Source organism: Streptomyces sp. NPDC002754 (assembly GCF_053592315.1).
The window spans coordinates 23,551-41,886 of record NZ_JBSFVM010000030.1; the positions used below are offsets into that span (position 1 = coordinate 23,551).

At 71.1% G+C, this 18,336-nt stretch carries 17 protein-coding genes; 11 read left to right on the forward strand and 6 right to left on the reverse strand.

Features of this window, described 5'->3' with window-relative positions; all coding sequences use genetic code 11:
- Positions 1 to 36: 36 nt before the first annotated feature.
- The 10 genes from ACWD2L_RS34315 to hsaA all read left to right on the forward strand — a co-directional run bounded on the left by ACWD2L_RS34315 (position 37) and on the right by hsaA (position 9,650).
- Positions 37 to 1,203: an acyl-CoA dehydrogenase family protein gene (locus ACWD2L_RS34315; protein WP_451192938.1), complete on the forward strand. Its 1,167-nt coding sequence runs from the start codon at positions 37 to 39 to the stop codon at positions 1,201 to 1,203.
- On the forward strand, positions 1,200 to 2,156 hold the full coding sequence (locus ACWD2L_RS34320; RefSeq protein WP_451192940.1) for a bifunctional MaoC family dehydratase N-terminal/OB-fold nucleic acid binding domain-containing protein: 957 nt from the start codon (positions 1,200 to 1,202) through the stop codon (positions 2,154 to 2,156). The genes ACWD2L_RS34315 and ACWD2L_RS34320 overlap by 4 nt, the downstream gene beginning before the upstream one ends.
- A complete protein-coding gene (locus ACWD2L_RS34325) occupies positions 2,156 to 3,265 on the forward strand; it encodes an acyl-CoA dehydrogenase family protein (RefSeq protein ID WP_451192942.1) in 1,110 nt (369 codons plus the stop codon). The genes ACWD2L_RS34320 and ACWD2L_RS34325 overlap by 1 nt, the downstream gene beginning before the upstream one ends.
- The gene (locus ACWD2L_RS34330; RefSeq protein ID WP_451192944.1) at positions 3,262 to 3,699 is read left to right on the forward strand and encodes a MaoC family dehydratase; all 438 of its coding nucleotides are present in this window, start codon (positions 3,262 to 3,264) and stop codon (positions 3,697 to 3,699) included. Before ACWD2L_RS34325 ends, ACWD2L_RS34330 begins: the two co-directional genes overlap by 4 nt.
- Positions 3,696 to 4,880: a lipid-transfer protein gene (locus ACWD2L_RS34335; RefSeq protein WP_451192947.1), complete on the forward strand. Its 1,185-nt coding sequence runs from the start codon at positions 3,696 to 3,698 to the stop codon at positions 4,878 to 4,880. The genes ACWD2L_RS34330 and ACWD2L_RS34335 overlap by 4 nt, the downstream gene beginning before the upstream one ends.
- Positions 4,877 to 5,710: a MaoC/PaaZ C-terminal domain-containing protein gene (locus ACWD2L_RS34340; protein ID WP_451192949.1), complete on the forward strand. Its 834-nt coding sequence runs from the start codon at positions 4,877 to 4,879 to the stop codon at positions 5,708 to 5,710. Before ACWD2L_RS34335 ends, ACWD2L_RS34340 begins: the two co-directional genes overlap by 4 nt.
- The gene (locus tag ACWD2L_RS34345) at positions 5,703 to 6,491 is read left to right on the forward strand and encodes a 2-keto-4-pentenoate hydratase (protein ID WP_451192952.1); all 789 of its coding nucleotides are present in this window, start codon (positions 5,703 to 5,705) and stop codon (positions 6,489 to 6,491) included. The genes ACWD2L_RS34340 and ACWD2L_RS34345 overlap by 8 nt, the downstream gene beginning before the upstream one ends.
- A 146-nt stretch (positions 6,492 to 6,637) precedes the next feature.
- A complete protein-coding gene (locus ACWD2L_RS34350) occupies positions 6,638 to 7,570 on the forward strand; it encodes a 3-oxoacyl-ACP reductase (protein ID WP_451192955.1) in 933 nt (310 codons plus the stop codon).
- Between the two features lie 35 nt (positions 7,571 to 7,605).
- Positions 7,606 to 8,400 (forward strand): SDR family NAD(P)-dependent oxidoreductase, encoded by a 795-nt coding sequence (locus tag ACWD2L_RS34355; RefSeq protein ID WP_451192958.1) that lies wholly within the window; start codon positions 7,606 to 7,608, stop codon positions 8,398 to 8,400.
- 83 nt (positions 8,401 to 8,483) lie between these two features.
- Positions 8,484 to 9,650, forward strand: a complete 1,167-nt coding sequence (gene hsaA / locus ACWD2L_RS34360) for a 3-hydroxy-9,10-secoandrosta-1,3,5(10)-triene-9,17-dione monooxygenase oxygenase subunit (RefSeq protein WP_451192961.1) — start codon at positions 8,484 to 8,486, stop codon at positions 9,648 to 9,650.
- Positions 9,651 to 9,674: 24 nt separating this feature from the next.
- On the opposite strand, the gene ACWD2L_RS34365 is transcribed toward hsaA, so the two are convergent.
- The gene (locus ACWD2L_RS34365) at positions 9,675 to 10,460 is read right to left on the reverse strand and encodes an SDR family oxidoreductase (protein ID WP_451192963.1); all 786 of its coding nucleotides are present in this window, start codon (positions 10,458 to 10,460) and stop codon (positions 9,675 to 9,677) included.
- Between the two features lie 128 nt (positions 10,461 to 10,588).
- Positions 10,589 to 11,206, reverse strand: coding sequence for a TetR family transcriptional regulator (locus ACWD2L_RS34370; RefSeq protein ID WP_451192966.1), 618 nt, complete (start codon positions 11,204 to 11,206; stop codon positions 10,589 to 10,591).
- A 310-nt stretch (positions 11,207 to 11,516) separates the two neighbouring features.
- Here ACWD2L_RS34370 and ACWD2L_RS34375 point away from each other — a divergent pair, with 310 nt between their 5' ends.
- The gene (locus ACWD2L_RS34375) at positions 11,517 to 12,680 is read left to right on the forward strand and encodes a Rieske 2Fe-2S domain-containing protein (protein WP_451192969.1); all 1,164 of its coding nucleotides are present in this window, start codon (positions 11,517 to 11,519) and stop codon (positions 12,678 to 12,680) included.
- A 234-nt stretch (positions 12,681 to 12,914) separates the two neighbouring features.
- On the opposite strand, the gene ACWD2L_RS34380 is transcribed toward ACWD2L_RS34375, so the two are convergent.
- The 4 genes from ACWD2L_RS34380 to ACWD2L_RS34395 form a co-directional block, all read right to left on the reverse strand.
- Positions 12,915 to 14,459 carry an FAD-dependent oxidoreductase gene (locus tag ACWD2L_RS34380; protein WP_451192972.1) on the reverse strand — a complete coding sequence of 515 codons (1,545 nt, stop codon included), beginning with the start codon at positions 14,457 to 14,459 and terminating at the stop codon, positions 12,915 to 12,917.
- A gap of 15 nt (positions 14,460 to 14,474) precedes the next feature.
- Entirely contained in the window at positions 14,475 to 15,827 is a 1,353-nt protein-coding gene (locus ACWD2L_RS34385; protein ID WP_451192974.1) for an FAD-dependent oxidoreductase, read from the reverse strand.
- Entirely contained in the window at positions 15,824 to 17,233 is a 1,410-nt protein-coding gene (locus tag ACWD2L_RS34390) for an FAD-dependent oxidoreductase (protein ID WP_451192976.1), read from the reverse strand. The genes ACWD2L_RS34385 and ACWD2L_RS34390 overlap by 4 nt, the downstream gene beginning before the upstream one ends.
- A gap of 76 nt (positions 17,234 to 17,309) precedes the next feature.
- A complete protein-coding gene (locus tag ACWD2L_RS34395) occupies positions 17,310 to 18,140 on the reverse strand; it encodes an SDR family NAD(P)-dependent oxidoreductase (RefSeq protein WP_451192979.1) in 831 nt (276 codons plus the stop codon).
- Between the last annotated feature and the right edge of the window lie 196 nt (positions 18,141 to 18,336).

Sequence of the window (18,336 nt, forward strand, 5' to 3'; positions counted from 1 at the left end):
TGCAGGCCCTGGGACACGAGAGGACTGGAGAACCACATGCAACTGCGCGAGAGCGCCGCGCAGCTCGATCTGCGCCGCGAGCTGAGGGCGTACTTCGCGGGCCTGCTGCCCGAGGACGAGCGGCGCCGCGCCGGCGAGGAGGGCGTGGGCGGCTCCCGCTTCCGCGAGATCGTCGCCCGGCTCGGCGCCGACGGTTGGCTCGGGATCGGCTGGCCCGAGGAGTACGGCGGCCAGGGTCGGTCGTTCGAGGAGCAGTACGTGTTCTTCGACGAGGTTCAACGGGCGGGTCTGCCCTTCCCGTTCGTCACCGTCAACACGGTCGGGCCCACCCTCATGCGGTACGGCACCGAGGAGCAGAAGAAGCGGTTCCTGCCCGCGATCCTCTCCGGCGACGCCGTCTTCGCCATCGGCTACACCGAGCCGGGGGCAGGCACCGACCTGGCGTCCCTCAGCACCCGCGCGGTGCGCGACGGCGACCACTTCACCGTCGACGGCGGCAAGATCTTCACGAGCGGCGCCAATACGGCCGACTACGTGTGGCTGGCCGCCCGCACCGACCCCGACGCGGCGAAGCACCGTGGCATCTCCATCCTGATCGTGCCCACCGACGCGCGGGGCTTCTCCTGGAGCCCCATCCGCACCGTCGGCGGCATGGTCGTCACCGCCACCTACTACGACGCCGTCCGGGTGCCCGCCGCCGACGTGGTCGGCGAGGTGGACGGCGGCTGGCGGCTGATGACGGCCCAGCTCAACCACGAACGCGTCGGTCTGGCCGCGCTGGGCGGACGCATGATCCAGCTCTGGGAACAGGTCATGGACTGGGCGCGGGACAACGGCGTGCTCGAACAGCCGTGGGTCCGCCAGGAGTTCGCCCGCACCCACGCCCGGCTGGAGGCGATGCGGCTGATGAACTGGAAGATGACCGACGCCGTCGCCCACGACCGGCTCACCGGCGCGGACGCGGGTGCGGCGAAGACGTACGGCACCGAGACCCACATCGACGTGCAGCGCACCCTGAGCCAGATCCTCGGCGCCGCGGGCCGCGTCCGCCCCGAATCGCCCGGCGCCGCCCTCGCCGGACAGGTCGAACAGCTCTCCCGGCAGGGCATCGTCAACACCTTCGGCGGCGGTGTCAACGAGGTCCTGCGCGACATGGTCGCTGTCCAGGGACTCGGCCTTCCCCGCAAGGGGCGTGGGCAGTGAGCACGGTGAGCGAGGAGTACGAGAAGCGGCTACAGGCCTTCACCGGACGCGAGTTGAGCCCACCCACCGCCGGCCAGGACCCGGTCAACCAGCCGATGATCCGGCACTGGGTCGAGGCGATGGGCGACACCAACCCGGTCTACACCGACGAGGCCGCGGCCCGTGCCACCGGACGGCAGGGCGTCGTCGCGCCCGCGTCGATGGTGCAGGCGTGGACGATGCGCGGCTATGCCGCCACCGCGAACCCGACGCCCGGCCGTCGCGGCTTCGACGACCTGGTCGAACTCCTCGTCGAGGGCGGCTACACCTCCGTCGTGGCGACCGACTCGGAGCTGGAATTCGCCCGCGAACTGGTACCCGGCGACCACGTCCACGTGCAGGAGGTCGTGGAGTCCGTCTCGGCGGAGAAGCGGACCGGGCTCGGCGTCGGCCGCTTCGTCACCACCCTGAAGACCTACCGCGACCAGGACGGCGAACTCGTCGCCACCCAACGCTGGCGCACCCTGCGCTTCCGGCCGGCCGACTCAACTCTCAAAGAACCACGCCCACTTCGCCCCCGCCCCGCCCTGAACCGGGACAACGCCTTCTGGTTCGAGGCGGCCAAGGAGCACCGGCTGCTCATCCAGCGCTGCGTCCCCTGCGCGACCCTGCGCCACCCGCCGGGCCCCAGCTGCCCGCACTGCGGCTCCCTGGAGTGGGACACCGTGCGGGCCTCGGGCCGCGGCCGCGTCCACACCTTCACGGTCAACCACCACCCCCGGCACCCGGCATTCGACTACCCGCTGGTCGTCGCGGTCGTCGAACTCGCCGAGGGCACCCGGCTGATCACCAATCTGACCGGGGTGGCCCCCGAGGACGTCACGGTCGACATGCCCGTCGTCCTCGACTGGCTCGACGCCGACCCCGAACTGACCCTGCCGGTGTTCCGGCCCGTCGCCACGGAGGACCGCTGATGGACTTCTCGCTGGGAGAAGAGCTAGAGGAGCTGCGCAACCTGGCCCGTGAGATCTTCACGGACCACGCCACTCCCGAACGGCTGCGGGCGGTCGAGACCTCCGGGACCCGCGTCGACGACAAACTCTGGACGGACCTGGCCGCCGCGGGACTGCTCGCCGCCCCGCTTCCCGACGAGGCCGGCGGCGCCGCCCTCGACCTGGCCGGACTCTGCGTCCTGCTGGAGGAACAGGGGCGCCGCGTGGCGCCCGTGCCGCTGTGGCCGGCCGTCCTCGGAGCCCTGGCCGTGGCCGCGCACGGCTCGGCCGAACAGCGCGCCGCACTGCTCCCGCACGCGGCCGACGGCACGAGCAGGATCACCCTGGCCCTGGAGGAGTTCGCCCCCTCGGACCCGGGCGCGCCACTGACGACGGCCGCTCCCGAGGGCGCCGACTGGCGGCTCACCGGCACCAAGGCGGTCGTACCGTCCCCGGCCGGCGCCGCGCACGTGCTGGTCGCCGCCACCACGGACGCGGGCACCGGCCTCTTCCTCGTCCGCGCCGACGCACCCGGCGTGACCTGGACACCGGCCGAGACCACCACCTACGACCTGAGCGCCCACCTCGACCTGGACGGCGCCCCCGCCGAGCCGCTCGGCACGCCCGGGAGCGGAGTGCTGGGGTGGCTCGTCGACCGGGCCCGCACGGCGCTCGCCGCCATCCAACTGGGCGTCGCCCAGGGCGCGGTGCGGTACGCGGCCGATCACCTCGGAGGCCGTGAGCAGTTCGGTCGTCCTCTCGCCACCTTCCAGGCCGTCCAGCATCAACTCGCCGACTGCGTCATCGAGATCGACGCGATGCGCGTGACCCTGTGGCAGGCCGTGGCCGCGCTGGCGGACGGGCAGGACACCGAGCAGGCGGTGCTCGTTGCCAAGTGGTGGGCCGACGAGGCGGGACCGAACGTCGTCCACCGCGTCCAGCACGTGCACGGAGGCATCGGCGTCGACACCGACTACCCGGTGCACCGCCACTTCCTGTGGGGCAGGCAGCTCGGCACCACCCTCGGCGGAGCCGCCTCCGACCTCTCCCGGCTCGGGGACGTCCTGGCCGACAGGACGGTGGCGTCATGAGTGCGCGGACGGCCCGCATGTACGACGACGTGACGGTCGGCCAGGAGCTGCCGCCGCTGGAGATCCCGGTGACCCGCACCCTGATCGTCGCCACGGCCCTGGCGAGCCGCGACTACCAGGACGTGCACCACGACCCCGAACTGGCCCGCGCCCGCGGGTCGAAGGACATCTTCATGAACATCCTGACCAGCAACGGCCTGGTCGACCGGTACATCACCGAATGGGCGGGACCGGCCGCGACCGTCCGGGCCATCCGGATCCGCCTGGGCGCCCCCAACCACCCCGGAGACACCATGGTGCTCACCGGCACGGTCACCGCCAAGGACGACGAGGACGACCGGGTCGAGATCGCCGTGTGCGGCACCAACAGCCTCGGCGCACATGTCACCGGCGCCGTCGGCGTACGCCTCCCGAGGAAGGCCGGTGCGCGATGACCACGAGCGCACTGTCGGGCAGCGCCGCCATCGCGGGCATCGGCGCCACCGAGTTCTCCAAGAAGTCCGGCCGCAGCGAACTCCATCTCGCCTGCGAGGCAGTCCTGTTGGCCCTCGTCGACGCCGGTCTCACCCCCGCCGACGTGGACGGCCTGGTCAGCTTCACCGCCGACACCAGCGGCGAGATCCACGTGTCCCGCAACACGGGCATGGGCGAGCTGACCTTCTTCTCCCGCATCGGCTACGGCGGCGGAGCAGGCTGCGCGACCGTGCAGCAGGCGGCCATGGCCGTCGCCACCGGCGCCGCCGAGGTCGTCGTCTGCTACCGCGCCTTCAACGAGCGCTCCGGAGAGCGCTACGGCCTCGGGCAGGCCGACCGGGCGATGGACAACACCGGGGCGGACCGGGCCGCGTACTCGTGGATGACGCCGTTCGGCCTGAACACCCCCGCCCAGTGGGTGGCCATGTTCGCCCGCCGCTACCTGCACGAGTACGGCGCCACCAGCGAGGACTTCGGCCGGGTCGCGGTCGTGGACCGCAAGCACGCGGCGAACAACCCGGCCGCATGGTTCCACGGCCGGCCCATCACCCTCGCCGACCACCAGAGTTCACGCTGGATCGCGGAACCGCTGCGGCTCCTCGACTGCTGCCAGGAGACCGACGGCGGCCAGGCCCTGGTGATCGTCTCCGCCGAGCGCGCCCGCGATTTGCCCCACCCGCCCGCCGTGGTCCTCGGCGCCGCCCAGGGCTCGGGCGACGACCAGCACATGATGACCAGCTACTACCGTGAGCACATCAGCGGCATCCCCGAAATGGGCCTGGTCGGGCGGCAGTTGTACGCGCAGAGTGGTCTCGGCCCCGATGACATCGACGCCGCGATCCTCTACGACCACTTCACGCCGCTGGTGCTCCCGCAACTGGAGGAGCTGGGCTTCTGCGGCACCGGCGAGGCGAAGGACTTCATCGCCGACGGACACCTGGAACTCGGCGGCCGGTTGCCCGCGAACACCCACGGCGGGCAGCTTGGCGAGGCCTATCTGCACGGCATGAACGGCATCGCGGAGGCCGTCCGCCTCGTCCGCGGGACCTCCGTGAACCAGCCCGACGACGTCGGACACGTCCTGGTCACCGCAGGCACGGGAGTGCCGACCAGCGGCCTGGTCCTGGGATCCGACCGATGACCGAATCCCCGTGGCGCGGGCACGACCTCGGCAGCCGCACCGTCGCCTACACCGAGCGCGACGCCATCCTCTATGCGCTCGCGGTGGGCGCGCGTGCCGACGAACTCGACCTCGTCTTCGAGGAACGCCTGCGGGTCCTTCCGGCCTTCGCGCTGACCCTGGCCCAATGGGCCCCCGACGCCCTCGGCGCGCTCGGCGCCTTCGACATCACGACCGCGGTGCACGGCGCCCAGCGCCTCACGGTGCGCCGTCCGCTGCCGCGAGCGGGGGAGGTGGCGATGACGGCGCGCGTCTCCGAGGTGTGGGACAAGGGCGGCGCCGCCGTCTTCGACGTCGAGGTGGAGAGCGAGTACTTCCTGGCGACCTGGTCCCTGTTCGCCCCCGGCAGCGGCGGCTTCGGCGGCGGGCGCGGACCCGGTTCCCCGCGGCGCCCGGAAGCGCCGGCCGACCGCGGCCTGACGGTGGCCACACACCCCGAACAGGCCGCCCACTACCGGCTGCTCGGCGACCGGCACGCCATGCACATCGACCCGGAGGCGGCCCGCGCGGCGGGCATGCCCCGGCCCTTCCTGCACGGCCTGTGCACTCTGGCCGCCCTCACCCTGCCCGCCGCAGGGGTCCTGGGTGCCCACCCGGCCGACCTGACGGACCTCGAAGCTCGCTTCAGCTCCCCGGTCTTCCCCGGCGACCGGCTCACCGCCGAGGCCTGGGACGACGGACCCGACGGACTGCGCCTGGAGGCATCTGCGTGCGGGAGTCCGGTCCTCACCGGCGTCCGCGTCCGCTTCGCCGCCGCCACCCGACAGCACAAGGAGACCTCCGATGCTTGACGCGTCCCAACGTGTGGCAGTCGCCGACCAGTTGCGGCGGGCGGAGCGCGACCGCGCCCCCGTCGACCCGCTCACCTCGGCGTACCCCGGCATCGACGTCGTCGACGCCTACGAGATCCAACTCGCCAACATCCGCAGGCGACTTGAACAGCCCGGGGTGTCCGTGCGCGGCCACAAGGTCGGGCTCTCCTCCGAGGTCATGCAGCGGATGATGGGCGTCGACGAGCCGGACTACGGTCATCTGCTCTCGGACATGGTGCTCTCCGAGGACACCCCCGTGGACACGAGCCGCTACTGCTCCCCGCGCATCGAGGTGGAGATCGGCTACGTGCTGGGCGACTGCCTGCCCGGCGAGGACTGCACCGAGAAGGACGTCCTCGCCGCGACGGAGTACGTCGTCGCCTCCCTCGAACTCATCGACAGCCGGATCGCCGACTGGCGGATCGGTCTGGCCGACACCATCGCCGACAACGCCTCCTCCGCAGGTGTTGTCCTCGGCGCGAAGCGGGTCGCTCCCGGCGACCTCGACCTGGCCGACATCGGCGCTGTCCTGTTCCGTGGCGGCGAGGAGATCGCGCGGGGCCGCACCAGCGCCGTCCTGGGCGATCCGACCGTGGCCGTCGCATGGTTGGCACGGAAGGTCGCGGCGTTCGGGGTGCGGCTCGAGGCCGGACACGTGATCCTGCCGGGCTCGTGCACGGCGGCCGTCGACGCCCGGCCGGGGGACGAGTTCCGGGCCGAGTTCGACGGACTGGGCGGGGTGTCGGCCCGGTTCGTCTAGGACGGTGGGCGGATGCCGTGGATGCTGCCCACTCAGCGGGACAGACGCGAAGCCGAAACCAGAATTCATACTAGTTTCGCCGTGCCGTACCGCTGTATCGCCGTACCGCCACATCCGCCCCGCAGGACAGGAACGAGAGAGGCACCATGAGCACGAGGACCAGCCTGGAAGGCCGCACCGCCGTCGTCACGGGAGCCGGGGCCGGCCTGGGCCGCACCGAGGCACTGGCGCTCGCGGAGCAGGGCGCCAACGTCGTCGTCAACGACGTCGGCCCCGCCGCCGAAGACGTCGTCGCCGAGATCAAGAAGCTCGGCCGCGACGCGGTCGCCGTCACCGGGGACATCGGCGACTGGTCCATGGGCGACCGCCTGGTCCGCACCGCCGTGGAGACCTTCGGCAGCCTGGACATCGTCGTCAACAACGCGGGCATCCTGCGCGACAAGATGGTGTTCAACCTGACCGAGTCCGACTGGGACGACGTCATCCGCATCCACCTCAAGGGCCACGCCGCCGTCATCCGCGCCGCGGCCGCGCACTGGCGGGCGGCCAGCAAGGCGGCGGGCGGCCCCGTCTACGGGCGGGTCGTCAACACCTCCTCCGAGGCGTTCCTGTTCGGCGCCCCCGGCCAGCCCAACTACTCCGCGGCCAAGGCGGGCATCACCGCGCTCACCCTGGCCACCGCGCAGGGCCTCGCGCGCTACGGCGTCCGCGCCAACGCCATCTGTCCGCGCGCCCGCACCGCCATGACCGCCGAGGCGTTCGGCGACGGCACGACCTCCGAAGGCGGCCTCGACATCATGGCTCCCGAGCGGGTCGCCACGTTCGTCGGCTACCTGGCATCCCCGGCCGCCGATGACATCAACGGACAGGTCTTCGTCGTCTACGGCGACATGGTCGCGCTCCTCGCGCCGCCCACCGTCGAGAAGAAGTTCACCGCCACCGACGGCACCTTCACACCCGAGGAGCTGGAAGCCTCCCTGTCCCCGTACTTCTCCGGCCGTGACCAGCACCGCAACTTCGCCGCGTACAGCATCGCCGCGCTCGACACCACTGGAACGCAGCCCACGCCCGGCAGTTGAGGCACGGCCACCGCTCAATATCAGGAAGGAAGCCGATGATCGACAAGGACGTGTACGGCCCATGGGCGGTCGTCGCCGGCGGATCCGAGGGGGTGGGCGCCTCCTTCGCCCACCGGCTCGCCGACGCCGGGATCAACCTGGTGCTCATCGCCCGCAAGGCGGAACCCCTGGAACGGACGGCCGCCGAGGTCCGCGCCAAGGGCGTCGAGGCGCACACCCTCCAGCTTGACCTGCTCGACCCCGGCGCGCCGAAGGCGATCCGCGCGGTCACCGACGCCCTCGACGTCGGCCTGCTCGTCTTCAACGCGGGAGCCAACACCTACGGACACGAGTTCGTCGGCGGCGAACTCGACCGCGTCCAGGGCGTGATCGACCTCAACATCACCTCCCAACTCGCCCTCACCCACCACTTCGGCGCACGGATGAAGGAACGCGGCCGCGGCGGCGTCCTGCTCGTCGGCTCGCTCTCGGGCTACATGGGACAGGCACGGCTGAGCGTCTACTCCGCCGTGAAGGCGTTCAGCAGGGTTTTCGCCGAGGGCCTGTGGCTGGAGCTCGCACCGCACGGCGTACACGTCCTCGAACTCGTCCTCGGTGTCACCCGCACCCCCGCGATGGAACGGGCCGGCCTGCGCATGGACCTGCCGGGACTCAACGTCGCCGACCCCGACGACGTCGCCCGCGAAGGGCTGGAACACCTGGCGGACGGGCCCCTGTGGGTGGCAGGCGGAAACCTCGCCGCGGCCGAGAAACGCGCCGCCGTCCGCGACCGCGCGCAGCTCGTCCTCGGCGCCCACGAGGCGTCCAAGCGCCTCCTTCCCCCGGAGTGACGGGCTGACGTTCCGCAAGACCGACCTCGACATCCGGACCGACCCCCTGGCCGTCCGGTAGGACACGCGAAGGGGAAGACACGATGGGGAACACGGTTCTTGAGGCGGTGCGCGCCCTGCTGCCGGCCATCGCGGACCGGGCCCGGGCCACCGACGAACAGGGGCAGGTCCCCGAGGAGTCCGTGCGCGAGCTGATCGACGCGGGTGTGTTCCGGATGCTCCAGCCCCGCCCCTACGGAGGGCAGGAGGCCGACCCGATCGACTTCTACCAGGTCGTGCGCGCCATCTCGGCCGCCTGCTGCTCCACCGGCTGGATCACCTCCGTACTGGGCGTGCACCCCTGGCAGTTGGGGCTCTTCCCCGACAAGGCGCAGGCCGAGGTGTGGGGCGAGGACCCCGACACACTGATCTCCTCCGCGTACGCACCCGTGGGGCGGCTCACCCCCGTCGACGACGGCTACCGCCTCACCGGCCGCTGGAGCTTCTCCTCCGGCTGCGGGTACGCCAGTTGGGCCCTGCTGGGCGCGCTGGTCGTCGGTGACCAGGGGCGGCCCGTCGACTTCCTGACGGTGCTCGTGCCCCGTTCCGACTACCGGATCGAGGACGCGTGGGACGTCGTGGGGCTGCGCGGCACCGCCAGTAACGACATCGTCGTCGAGCAGGCCCACGTCCCCGCGCATCGGGTGATCCGCAACTACGAGCAGGCGCAGCTGAAGGGCCCCGGCCAGAAGGTCAACCCGGGCCCGCTGTACCGGCTGCCGTTCGCGGCCGTGTTCACCAGTGCCGTCACCGCGCCCCTCGTCGGAGCCGTCGCGGGCGGCTACGAGTCCTACGTCGGCCGGATGAGGGAACGCTCCCGGCTCAGCCTGGGCGGCGGCCGGTTCGCCGAGGACCCGCACACCCAGGTCGCGGTCGCGCGCGCGGCGTCCGAGATCGACGCGACGGTCCTTCAAATGGACCACAACATACGGGAGTTGACCGCTCGGGCCGCCGCGGGCCAGGACATCCCGATGGAACTGCGCCTGCGCACCCGCCGGGACCAGGTGCGCGGCACCGAGCGCGTCGTCGCCGCGATCGATCTGCTGTTCAAGACGGCGGGCGGCAACTCGCTGCGGCGCGGCAACCCGATCGAACGTGTCTGGCGCGACGCGCACGCGGGCAGCGTGCACGTCGCCAACGACGTGGAGCGGACCCTCTCCATGTACGGTCGCGACGCGCTGGGCCTGACGGTCGAGGACAACCTGATCTGACCCCGACCGACCGGCCACGCGCGTTCAGTGTGCGCCGGAGGCCCGCGCCGCGAAGTAGCGGGCGGGCAACTCGCCCCCGCCGTGCACCGCCACATCGGCCCCGTTGACGTAGCGGGCCAGGCCTCCGGCCAAGTACAGGCAGGTCCGGGCGACATCCCCTGGGCCGGCCATCCGCCCCATCGGGATCACTCCCGCGACAGCGGCGCCGCCGTCCTCGCCGTACACGGAGGCGGCGCTCTCGGTGCGGATCAGTCCGGTGGTGATGTGGTTGACCCGCACCTTGGGCGCCCACTCCACGGCCAGGGCACGCGTGAGGCCCAGCAGTCCCGCCTTCGCCGCCGAGTAGGCGGCGGTTCCCGGCTGCGGGTCGTGCGCCGAGACACTGCCGATGTTGATGATCGAGCCCCCGTCGTCCTGCTCCCGCATCACGAGGTGCGCGGCCTGGGCGGTGTAGAACGGCGCCAGCAGGTTCAACGCGACGATCTTCTCGACGAAGCGCGGCGACACGGTCGCCGCGTCGGCGTCGGGGGAGCCGCCCGCGTTGTTGACCAGGACGTCAAGCCGTCCGAACCTCTCGACCGTCCCCTCCACGAGACCGCCTGCCGCCTCGGGGTCACGGACGTCGGCGGGCAGGAACACACCCTGCCGGCCGTCCGCGCTCGGCAGGGACTTCGGCTCGCCGCGCCCGCAGACCACCACGTGTGCTCCGGCCGCGAGGAACGTCTCGGCCGTGGTGAAGCCGATGCCCTTCGTCCCGCCTGTCACCACCACGACCCGCCCCGTGAAATCCAGTGGGTTGTCGATGTCCATGCTTCCGCCCTCCCCGCCGGGGAGTCGCCCGGCGGCCGTCGTCGTCCCACCGATCGAAGCAGCCGGGCCACGCGCGGCCGGGGCCCGTCCCGTTGACCGGGAGCGGCGCAGGGGAGGTGGGCGGCGGGTCAGCGCCCGGGGGCGTTCGAACGGGCACCGAGCAGCACCTCGCACGCGAGCCGGATCTCGATCTCGGCGTCGGCAGGGGGCGTGTGACCGTAGATCGCGGCGACGAGCACCCCGTGCCAGCTCTTCATCAGCAGCCGGATCAGACGGTTGTCGCGGTCCGTGGGGTGTTCGAGTACGAGCAGCCTGAGCACCGTGCGGTGCACCATGGCCTCGATCCTGGCAGCCTCGCTGATCGTGGCGGTGTGCGCGGCGTAGTTGCTCTGCATCATCGCGCTCGCCAGCAGCGGGGTCCGCAGCATGTGCCGCGTCGAGCGCAGCAGTGTCTCCGAGACGGCGTCCACGGGGTCGGAGGCGCCGAGGATCTCCGGCGACTCGTCGTCCATGTGCTCGACCTGGTCGGCCATGATCGCGGTGAACAGGTGTGTCTTGGAAGGGAAGTACCGGTAGAGCGTGGCGATGGCGACACCGGCGTCCTTGGCCACGTCGTGCATCTGCACGTGGTCCAGGCCCCGCTCGGCGCCCAGGCGGGACGCGGCGTCCAGGATGCGCGCGTACCGCGCCTTCTGCCCGGGTGACTGCGGCTCCGCCGCTGGTCGGTGCTCGGCGACTCTGGGCACTGGCTCCTCTCCTCCCGGCTCGTGTGCGCGTCCTTCGGCACACATGGTATCTGTGACGCGCCGCCGCCCACCGGACAGTGGGCGGCCACGGTCCCCAGGACACAGGGGGCCCGCCCGCCCCATCACAGTGCCTGCGGCCACCACCGCGCACCCCGCGTACTGCTGAGTGGGACTGCGGGAGGCCCGGCGCCGGTACCGCTCAGTGAGATCGGCCGGCCGGCCTGGCCGCCGCGCACCCTACGTTCACGAGAACGACGCGCACCCGCCCCGTACCGTCCCGAGCGCAGGCTCGGTGGAAGGAAGGCCACAGATGACCACCTCACCCGAAGTCCGCTCGATCGAGGCGGACGCGCTTCCGAGCCGATTCGCCCGCGGCTGGCACTGCCTGGGGCTCGCCGAGGACTTCCACGACGGCGCCCCGCACACCGTCCGCGCCTTCGGGCAGAAACTGGTCGTCTGGGCCGCGGCGGACGGCCGCCTCAACGTCCTCGACGCCTACTGCCGTCACATGGGAGGCGACCTCTCCCGCGGAACGGTGGAAGGCGACGACATCGCATGCCCCTTCCACTCCTGGCGCTGGGGCGGCGACGGACGCTGCAACCGGATCCCGTACGCCCGCCGCGTCCCGATGCGGGCCCGCACCGCGGCGTACCCGACCCTCCAGCAGGACGGCCTGCTGTTCGTCTGGAACGACCCGGAGGGCAACCCGCCCCCCGACGGTGTGACGATCCCCCGGATCGAGGGCGCGACCAGCGACGAGTGGACGGACTGGTCCTGGTACTCCGTCACGATCGAGGGCTCCAACTGCCGCGAGATCGTCGACAACGTGGTGGACATGGCGCACTTCTTCTACGTGCACTACTCGTTCCCCACCTGCTTCCAGAACATCTTCGAGGGTCACACCGCGACCCAGTTCATGAAGGGTGTCGGCCGCGAGGACGTGCGGCGGCCCCAGGCGGAGGGCAGCGGCGCCCCCAAGATGACTGGGCAGACCTCCCTGGCCACCTATCACGGCCCGTCGTTCATGATCGACGAACTCACCTACCACTACGCCGACGACGACGTGAACTCGGTGCTGATCAACTGTCACTACCCCATCGACGAGAACTCCTTCGTCCTCCAGTACGGCATCATCGTGCGCAAGGCCGACCGCATGGGTGAGAGTGCGGATGAAGTGGCCCGGAAACTGGGCGAGTTCATCAAGATCGGCTTCGAGCAGGACGTCGAGATCTGGAAGAACAAGGCGCGCATCGACAACCCGCTGCTGTGCGAGGAGGACGGCCCCGTCTACCAACTGCGGCGCTGGTACGAACAGTTCTACGTCGACGCCGCCGACGTGCGCGCCGAGATGACCGACCGGTTCGAGTTCGAGATCGACACTACCCGGCCCAACGAGGCCTGGCGGGACGAGATCGCCAAGAACATCGCGGTGCAGAACGCCGCCGCGGACGCCGCGAGCAGGCCCGCCCGATGACGGTACGACCCGACAACCGGCTCCATGACCTCCCGATGACCCCTGTCTCATGCGGAGCCTGCGGCGCGCAGGTCGAAGCACGCAAGAGCAGCTGGGAACAGACCAGTATCCAGTGGGACGCGGCCGCCCTGAGCGCCTGCGCGGAACGCCGTGCCGCGGGCGCCGGGCCGGGGCCTTTCACGGGGTGCCGGAGCCTCGCGACATCGATCGGCGAGGCCGCGGTCGGTGGGCGGATCAGGGTCCGGAGCGACGAGTAGTCGAGGCGACGTGCATGTCGGTGCGGTGCGGGGAGGCCGCGACGTTCCGGCCGACGACCCGGCCGGAGACCATCGCCCAGGCGATGTGCAGGCCGTGGTTCAGCAGTTGCAGGCCGCCTTGGCCGGTGGATCCCGCGGCCCACAGGCCGGGCACGATCGTGTTGTCCTCGCGTGTGACGCGCAGTTGGTCGTCGACACCGAGGCCGCCGTCGGCGAGCGTGATGTAGGCGTTCATTGGTCCCAGTGCGTAGAACGGGCCCTGTGTGACGCCGTTGCCCAGGTGTTCGCGACCGTGGTCCTCGTCCTTGCCGTCCCGGACGCCCTGGTTCCAACGGTCCACCGTGGCGCGCAGGGTGGCCGGGTCGATGCCGATCTCGTGCGCCAGCTCCTCCACGGTGTCGGCGCGGTGGTACACGTCCGGCCGGTAACGCTTGTAGTCCTGCACGTAGGCGTAGGCGACGCCGGGGAAGGTGGACACCGGGTTGGGCCAGGCAGAGAACTTCCGTGCGATCTGCTCGTCGAAGACCATGAATCCGGCGTTGTCACCCGTGGCGGCCACGGACCGGGCCATGGCCGAGTCGGTGTCCTCGTTGGCCAGGCGACGCCCGGTGTCGTCCACGAGGATCGCGCCCGCCCGGTACATGGTGACGTTCGGGCCGATCCAGCTGGTCAGTGCACCTCGGATCACGTACGCCAGCAGGTTCTTCGGCAGCCGTTCCGCCACGAAGCGGATGACGCGGTTCAGCGCGGGGGCGGCCGGCAGCATTTTGATCAGGTCCGGGCGCTTCGAGGGTGCGAAGCGCAGACCTTCGTAGAGGCGGTCCATCTGCAGGGTGTATCCGCCGGCGTTCTCGCCCAGGCGGAACCCGTCGCCGGTGTTGGCCGGATTCACCGGCGGGATCCTCGCCGCGGCCTCGCCCACGTGCTTGGACTTCAGCTCCGCGGAGGCGGAGTAGTCGCCCGTGGTCAGGACGACGCCACGGCGCCCGAAGTACCGCGTGCCGTTGGCCGTCGCGCCGATGATCTCCCCGTCGCCGTTGCGCAGCAGCTCGTCCACCCTGATCGAGGTGCGGATCTCCACGCCCCGTCGGCGGCACTCGCGCAGCAGGGCGTCCCGGTAGGCCCCGGAGTTCGGCAGGACATTGTGCATGCGCGGCTTGTCGTAGGGCGGTTCGGGTGTCGGGCCCAGGAACTGCACTCCCAGCGAGGAGAGCCACTCCACGGTCGGTCCGGCGTTCTCGGCCGGGATCCGCCGCAGCGACTGGTTCTCCCGCGCCTCGAAAGAACCGTTGGCTGTCTTCATGTCGTCGACGAACAGGTCGATGCTGTCGTTGACCCCGGCCCGGAACTGGTAACTGGTGTTCGCCGCGGTGAAAGAGCCGACGGACAGCGCGGTGGAACCGCCGACCTGGGCACACTTCTCCAGGATGATGACCGATGCTCCGCTGGTCGCCGCCGAGATCGCGGCCGCCATGCCGGATCCACCGGCGCCTACGACCAGAACGTCTGCTGTGTAGACCATGGTTGTTCCTCCTTGTCAGGTTCGGGTGGCGCTGCGCCCGGCCCGTCGTCCGGTGATGTACGCCGGGGCGAGGCCGCCGGCGTAGCCGTGGTTGGACAGCCCGCCGATGTCCGCTCCGGCTGCGTACAGACCAGGTACGGGGCGACCGTCGGCGTCCAGGGCGCGGGCCTGGTCGTCGATGCGGATGCCGCCGAAGGTGAAGGTGATGCTGGGCTGCACCATGAGTGCGTAGAACGGGCCGGTCTGTGGGGCACGGGCCTGCGCCGACACGGGGTGTCCGCCCGCGAATCCCCCGTCGGTGGAGGCGGCCGCGGCGTAGTCGTGCAGGGTCCGGCCGAGTTCGGCCGGATCGATGCCCCAGCCGGCCACGTGGGCCACCAAACCTTCGAGAGTGTCGGCCCGGGCCGCGAGGGCTCCGTTGTCGACGGCGATCCGGTAGCGGTCGACGACGCCGAGGCCGGGGAAGGGTTCGTCGGTGCCGACGGTGGTGCGTACGTGGTGGTCGAAGATCAGCACGCCGCCGGCCTGTGGCTGTTGCAGGAGGTCCTGGTTGAGGATCTCGTCGCCCAGGGTCTCGTCGACGAACCGGCGGCCCTGGCGGTTCACCAGGACGGCGTGGTCGGAGTAGTACTGCGAGTTGGGCAGGAAGTCGTCCGGCTCGAAGCTGTTGGCGGGGGCGCCGATGAGGTGCCCGTAGAACGTGCTCATCGCGGTGGAGCCGACGGCTCCCGCCTGCCGGGCCAGGCGCAGTCCGTCACCGACGCTGCCCGCGTTGGAGCGCAGCAGCAGCCGGTCGGCGTTGGGTCCCATGGCGCGGGTCAGTTCATCGCGTGCCCCTTGGAAGCCGCCGCCCGCCAGCACCACGGCCGGGGCCTCGTAGTGCACCTGGCCCTGTTCGGTGCGGGCCAGCAGGCCGGTGACCGCGCCGTGCCCGTCCTGCAGGATCCGCAGTGCCGCCGTGGCGGTGCGGCACACACCCCCTGTCTTCTCCACTTGGGCTCGGCACCAGGCCAGGATCGCTCGGATGTCGGTGGAGTAGCCGACGCCGAACGTCATGATGTCCGTCTGCGGGGTGTCGGCCACCCGCTCGCCGGTGGCGCGCAGTTCCTCCAGGCACTCGGCGTAGTCCTGAACGACGGCGTGGCCCAGGGCCTGGTCGCCGAGGGGGACGCGGCGCCTGTAGGCGTCCAGGTCGGGGGCGGTCCAGAACATGCCTGCGGACAGGGCCGCGGATCCGCCGAAGGTGTCCAGCTTTTCCAGGAGCGCGACGCGGGCGCCCCGTTGGGCGGCGGCCACTGCGGCGGAGGACCCGGCGATGCCGGACCCCACCACGACGACATCGAACCTCTCGGTGTGCACGGTGCTCACGCGGTCTCCTTGTCTGCGCTGGTGTCCTGGTTCTGTGGCTCGGATTCGGCAAGGGCGACGCCGAGCCTGTGGCCGAACACGACGCCCTTGCCCAGCGACGTTCCGGTGATGTAGGTGGCTCCGTGGAAGCCGCCGACGGCTTCCCCGATGGCGTACAGGCCCGCGATCGGATCGCCGTCGACGGTGGTGACCTCAGCGTCCGGGGTGGTGGTGAGCCCGCAATAGGTGGTCGTCATCAAGGACTTGGCGGGGTAGGCGTAGTAGGGCGGGGCGTCGATCGGTGTCAGCTCACCCACTGCGTTGCACAGCCCTGTGCGGCCCTGCTCGTCCGCGGTCTTTTCCGCGACGGCGGTGTTGTAACGCTCGATGGTGACGGCCAGCGCCTCGGGGTCGACTCCTGCCAGGCGGGCGACTTCCTCCAGGGTGTCGGCCGCGTGGAGGTGCCCGATCTCCTGGAGGGTGTCCATGTCCTTGAGGGGGATGCCGCGGTGGGACTGCGCGCGTACCCGGGAGTCGAATATCTGCACGCCGAGCCCGTCGGGCTGGTCGAGGACGGCCCGGCCGAGCGCCTTGTAGTCGATCGACTCGTCCACGAACCGGTTTCCGGCCGTGTTCACGATGACCGCGCCCAAGTAGTAGGCGGTCAGCAGCTCGTGGAACTCCTCTCCGGTATCGGGGTGGGAGCCGTAGGTGGCCGCCACGAAAGACATGTCCGCCATCCCCGCACCCAGCCGCCAGGCCATGCGCAAGCCGTCGCCGGTATTGCCGCGACCGCCGTAGGGGATGGCCGCCAGTTGCTCGGGGGCGAAGATCTTCAGCATCTCGGTGCCACGGCTGAACCCGCCGGTGGCCAGGACGACGCCCCGGCGCCCGTACAGCTCCACCGGTCCGTCCGGGCCCTGCGCCTGAACGCCCACGACCTGTCCGTTCTCGGTCAGGAGGCGCTGGGCGGCCGTGCCGGTCAGTGTGCTGCCGCCCGCTGCCACGAATGCCGCGTGCAGCTTGGCCAGGACGTCCTGGATCGCGCTGTTGTGGCCGCGCGCGGCCGACATCCCGGAGCTGATCGCCACTTCCCTGAAGCGCACTCCGTGGTCCCTGAGGAACTGGTACGCGAAGTGCTGATGGGCCAGGTAAGTGTCAATCAGGGCTGGGTCGTTGAAGTGTCGGCCGCCCTCCAGCAGGTCCCGGCGGAACAGGTCCGGGGAGTCCTCGATGCCTTCATCGGCCTGTTCCTGGGTGCCGGAGAAGGCGAACCAACCGCCGCTCATGGCCGAGGAGCCGCCCAGAGCGGGCTGCTTCTCGACCAGCAGGACGTCCAGTCCCGCCTCGGCGGCCGTGGTCGCGGCTGTCTGCCCCGCGATGCCGGAGCCCAGGACCACCAGGTCGTGCTCGATCCGCTGCTGCATGTGTTCTCGCTTTCCTCGACGAGGCCGGTGCACGAGGTCGGTGCACGGGGTCATGCGTGTGGCGGCGCGCAGCGGGTCAGGGGCGGGGCGCCCAGCCGCCGTCGACGTCGATGCTGGTGCCGGTGATGTAGGACGCCTGCGGGGACAGCAGGAACTGGATGGCTGCCGCGATCTCCTGCGGGCGTGCGTACCGGCGGGCCGGGACCTGGTCCACGAGGGGGCCGGCCGGGGGGACTTGACCCATCATCGGTGTCTGGACGAATCCCGGGGCGACTCCGTTGACGCGGATGTGTCGAGGGGCCAGTTCGTGGGCCAGGCTGACCGTCAGGTTCGCCAGTGCGGCCTTCGAGGCGCCGTAGACCATGGCCGAGGGCAGGAAGGGCGGGTAGTGGGCGCCGGCCGGGCCGCCGGTTCCGAGGCGTCCCGCGATCGAGAGCAGGTTCACGATGCTCGCGGTGCCGTCGTCGGGCATGAACCGGGCGGCCTCTCGCACCAGGAAGAAGGGCGCGGCCACGTTGACCGCCATCACCTGGTGGAAAAGGGCGTCGTCGATCTCCTCCAGTTCGATCTTGCGGCCTTCGCGCTTGGGGGAGATGCCGACCGCGTTCACCAAGGCCCCGAGCGGGGCCAGTCCCGTGGCCGCCGCCGCGAGGTCGGCGTTCACGGACGATGACGTCAGGTCTCCGCCGAAGCCGAGGTGGCCTTCACCGGGCAGCTCGTCGGCGGTGGCCTTCGCACGGTCGTCGTCGACGTCCGCGACGACCACGCGGTAGCCGGACTGCGCCAACTGGGCCGCGATCACGGAGCCGATACCGCCGGCGCCTCCGGTCACGATCGCCGAGCGCTCCGGCTTCGAGGATCCCGGGGCCCCGGGGTTCTGGGCGGACGGGGATGGCGTGGTGGCCATGTCGGGAACCTCCGGCGGTGTCGTTCTCCTGGCGCAGGGCTGCGGACAGGGCATTGCTGGCAGAAGCGGCTTCTCGGTCTCGGCCGCACGTCGACGGGGGCTGCGGCACGGCGGCACTCGAAGTGGCGGCGCGGTCACGTCGGGGTGTCTCCCCGCTCCCGGACTCGACGTGACCGTATTCATCGAGTTGCGACTC

Excerpts from the sequence above, each read along its gene's own strand:
- ACWD2L_RS34315 (WP_451192938.1), top strand. The coding sequence starts at position 37 with ATGCAACTGCGCGAGAGCGCCGCGCAGCTCGATCTGCGCCGCGAGCTG.
- ACWD2L_RS34325 (WP_451192942.1), top strand. The coding sequence starts at position 2,156 with ATGGACTTCTCGCTGGGAGAAGAGCTAGAGGAGCTGCGCAACCTGGCC.
- ACWD2L_RS34330 (WP_451192944.1), top strand. The coding sequence starts at position 3,262 with ATGAGTGCGCGGACGGCCCGCATGTACGACGACGTGACGGTCGGCCAG.
- ACWD2L_RS34335 (WP_451192947.1), top strand. The coding sequence starts at position 3,696 with ATGACCACGAGCGCACTGTCGGGCAGCGCCGCCATCGCGGGCATCGGC.
- ACWD2L_RS34340 (WP_451192949.1), top strand. The coding sequence starts at position 4,877 with ATGACCGAATCCCCGTGGCGCGGGCACGACCTCGGCAGCCGCACCGTC.
- ACWD2L_RS34345 (WP_451192952.1), top strand. The coding sequence starts at position 5,703 with ATGCTTGACGCGTCCCAACGTGTGGCAGTCGCCGACCAGTTGCGGCGG.
- ACWD2L_RS34350 (WP_451192955.1), top strand. The coding sequence starts at position 6,638 with ATGAGCACGAGGACCAGCCTGGAAGGCCGCACCGCCGTCGTCACGGGA.
- ACWD2L_RS34355 (WP_451192958.1), top strand. The coding sequence starts at position 7,606 with ATGATCGACAAGGACGTGTACGGCCCATGGGCGGTCGTCGCCGGCGGA.
- hsaA (WP_451192961.1), top strand. The coding sequence starts at position 8,484 with ATGGGGAACACGGTTCTTGAGGCGGTGCGCGCCCTGCTGCCGGCCATC.
- ACWD2L_RS34365 (WP_451192963.1), bottom strand. The coding sequence starts at position 10,460 with ATGGACATCGACAACCCACTGGATTTCACGGGGCGGGTCGTGGTGGTG.
- ACWD2L_RS34375 (WP_451192969.1), top strand. The coding sequence starts at position 11,517 with ATGACCACCTCACCCGAAGTCCGCTCGATCGAGGCGGACGCGCTTCCG.
- ACWD2L_RS34380 (WP_451192972.1), bottom strand. The coding sequence starts at position 14,459 with ATGGTCTACACAGCAGACGTTCTGGTCGTAGGCGCCGGTGGATCCGGC.
- ACWD2L_RS34390 (WP_451192976.1), bottom strand. The coding sequence starts at position 17,233 with ATGCAGCAGCGGATCGAGCACGACCTGGTGGTCCTGGGCTCCGGCATC.
- ACWD2L_RS34395 (WP_451192979.1), bottom strand. The coding sequence starts at position 18,140 with ATGGCCACCACGCCATCCCCGTCCGCCCAGAACCCCGGGGCCCCGGGA.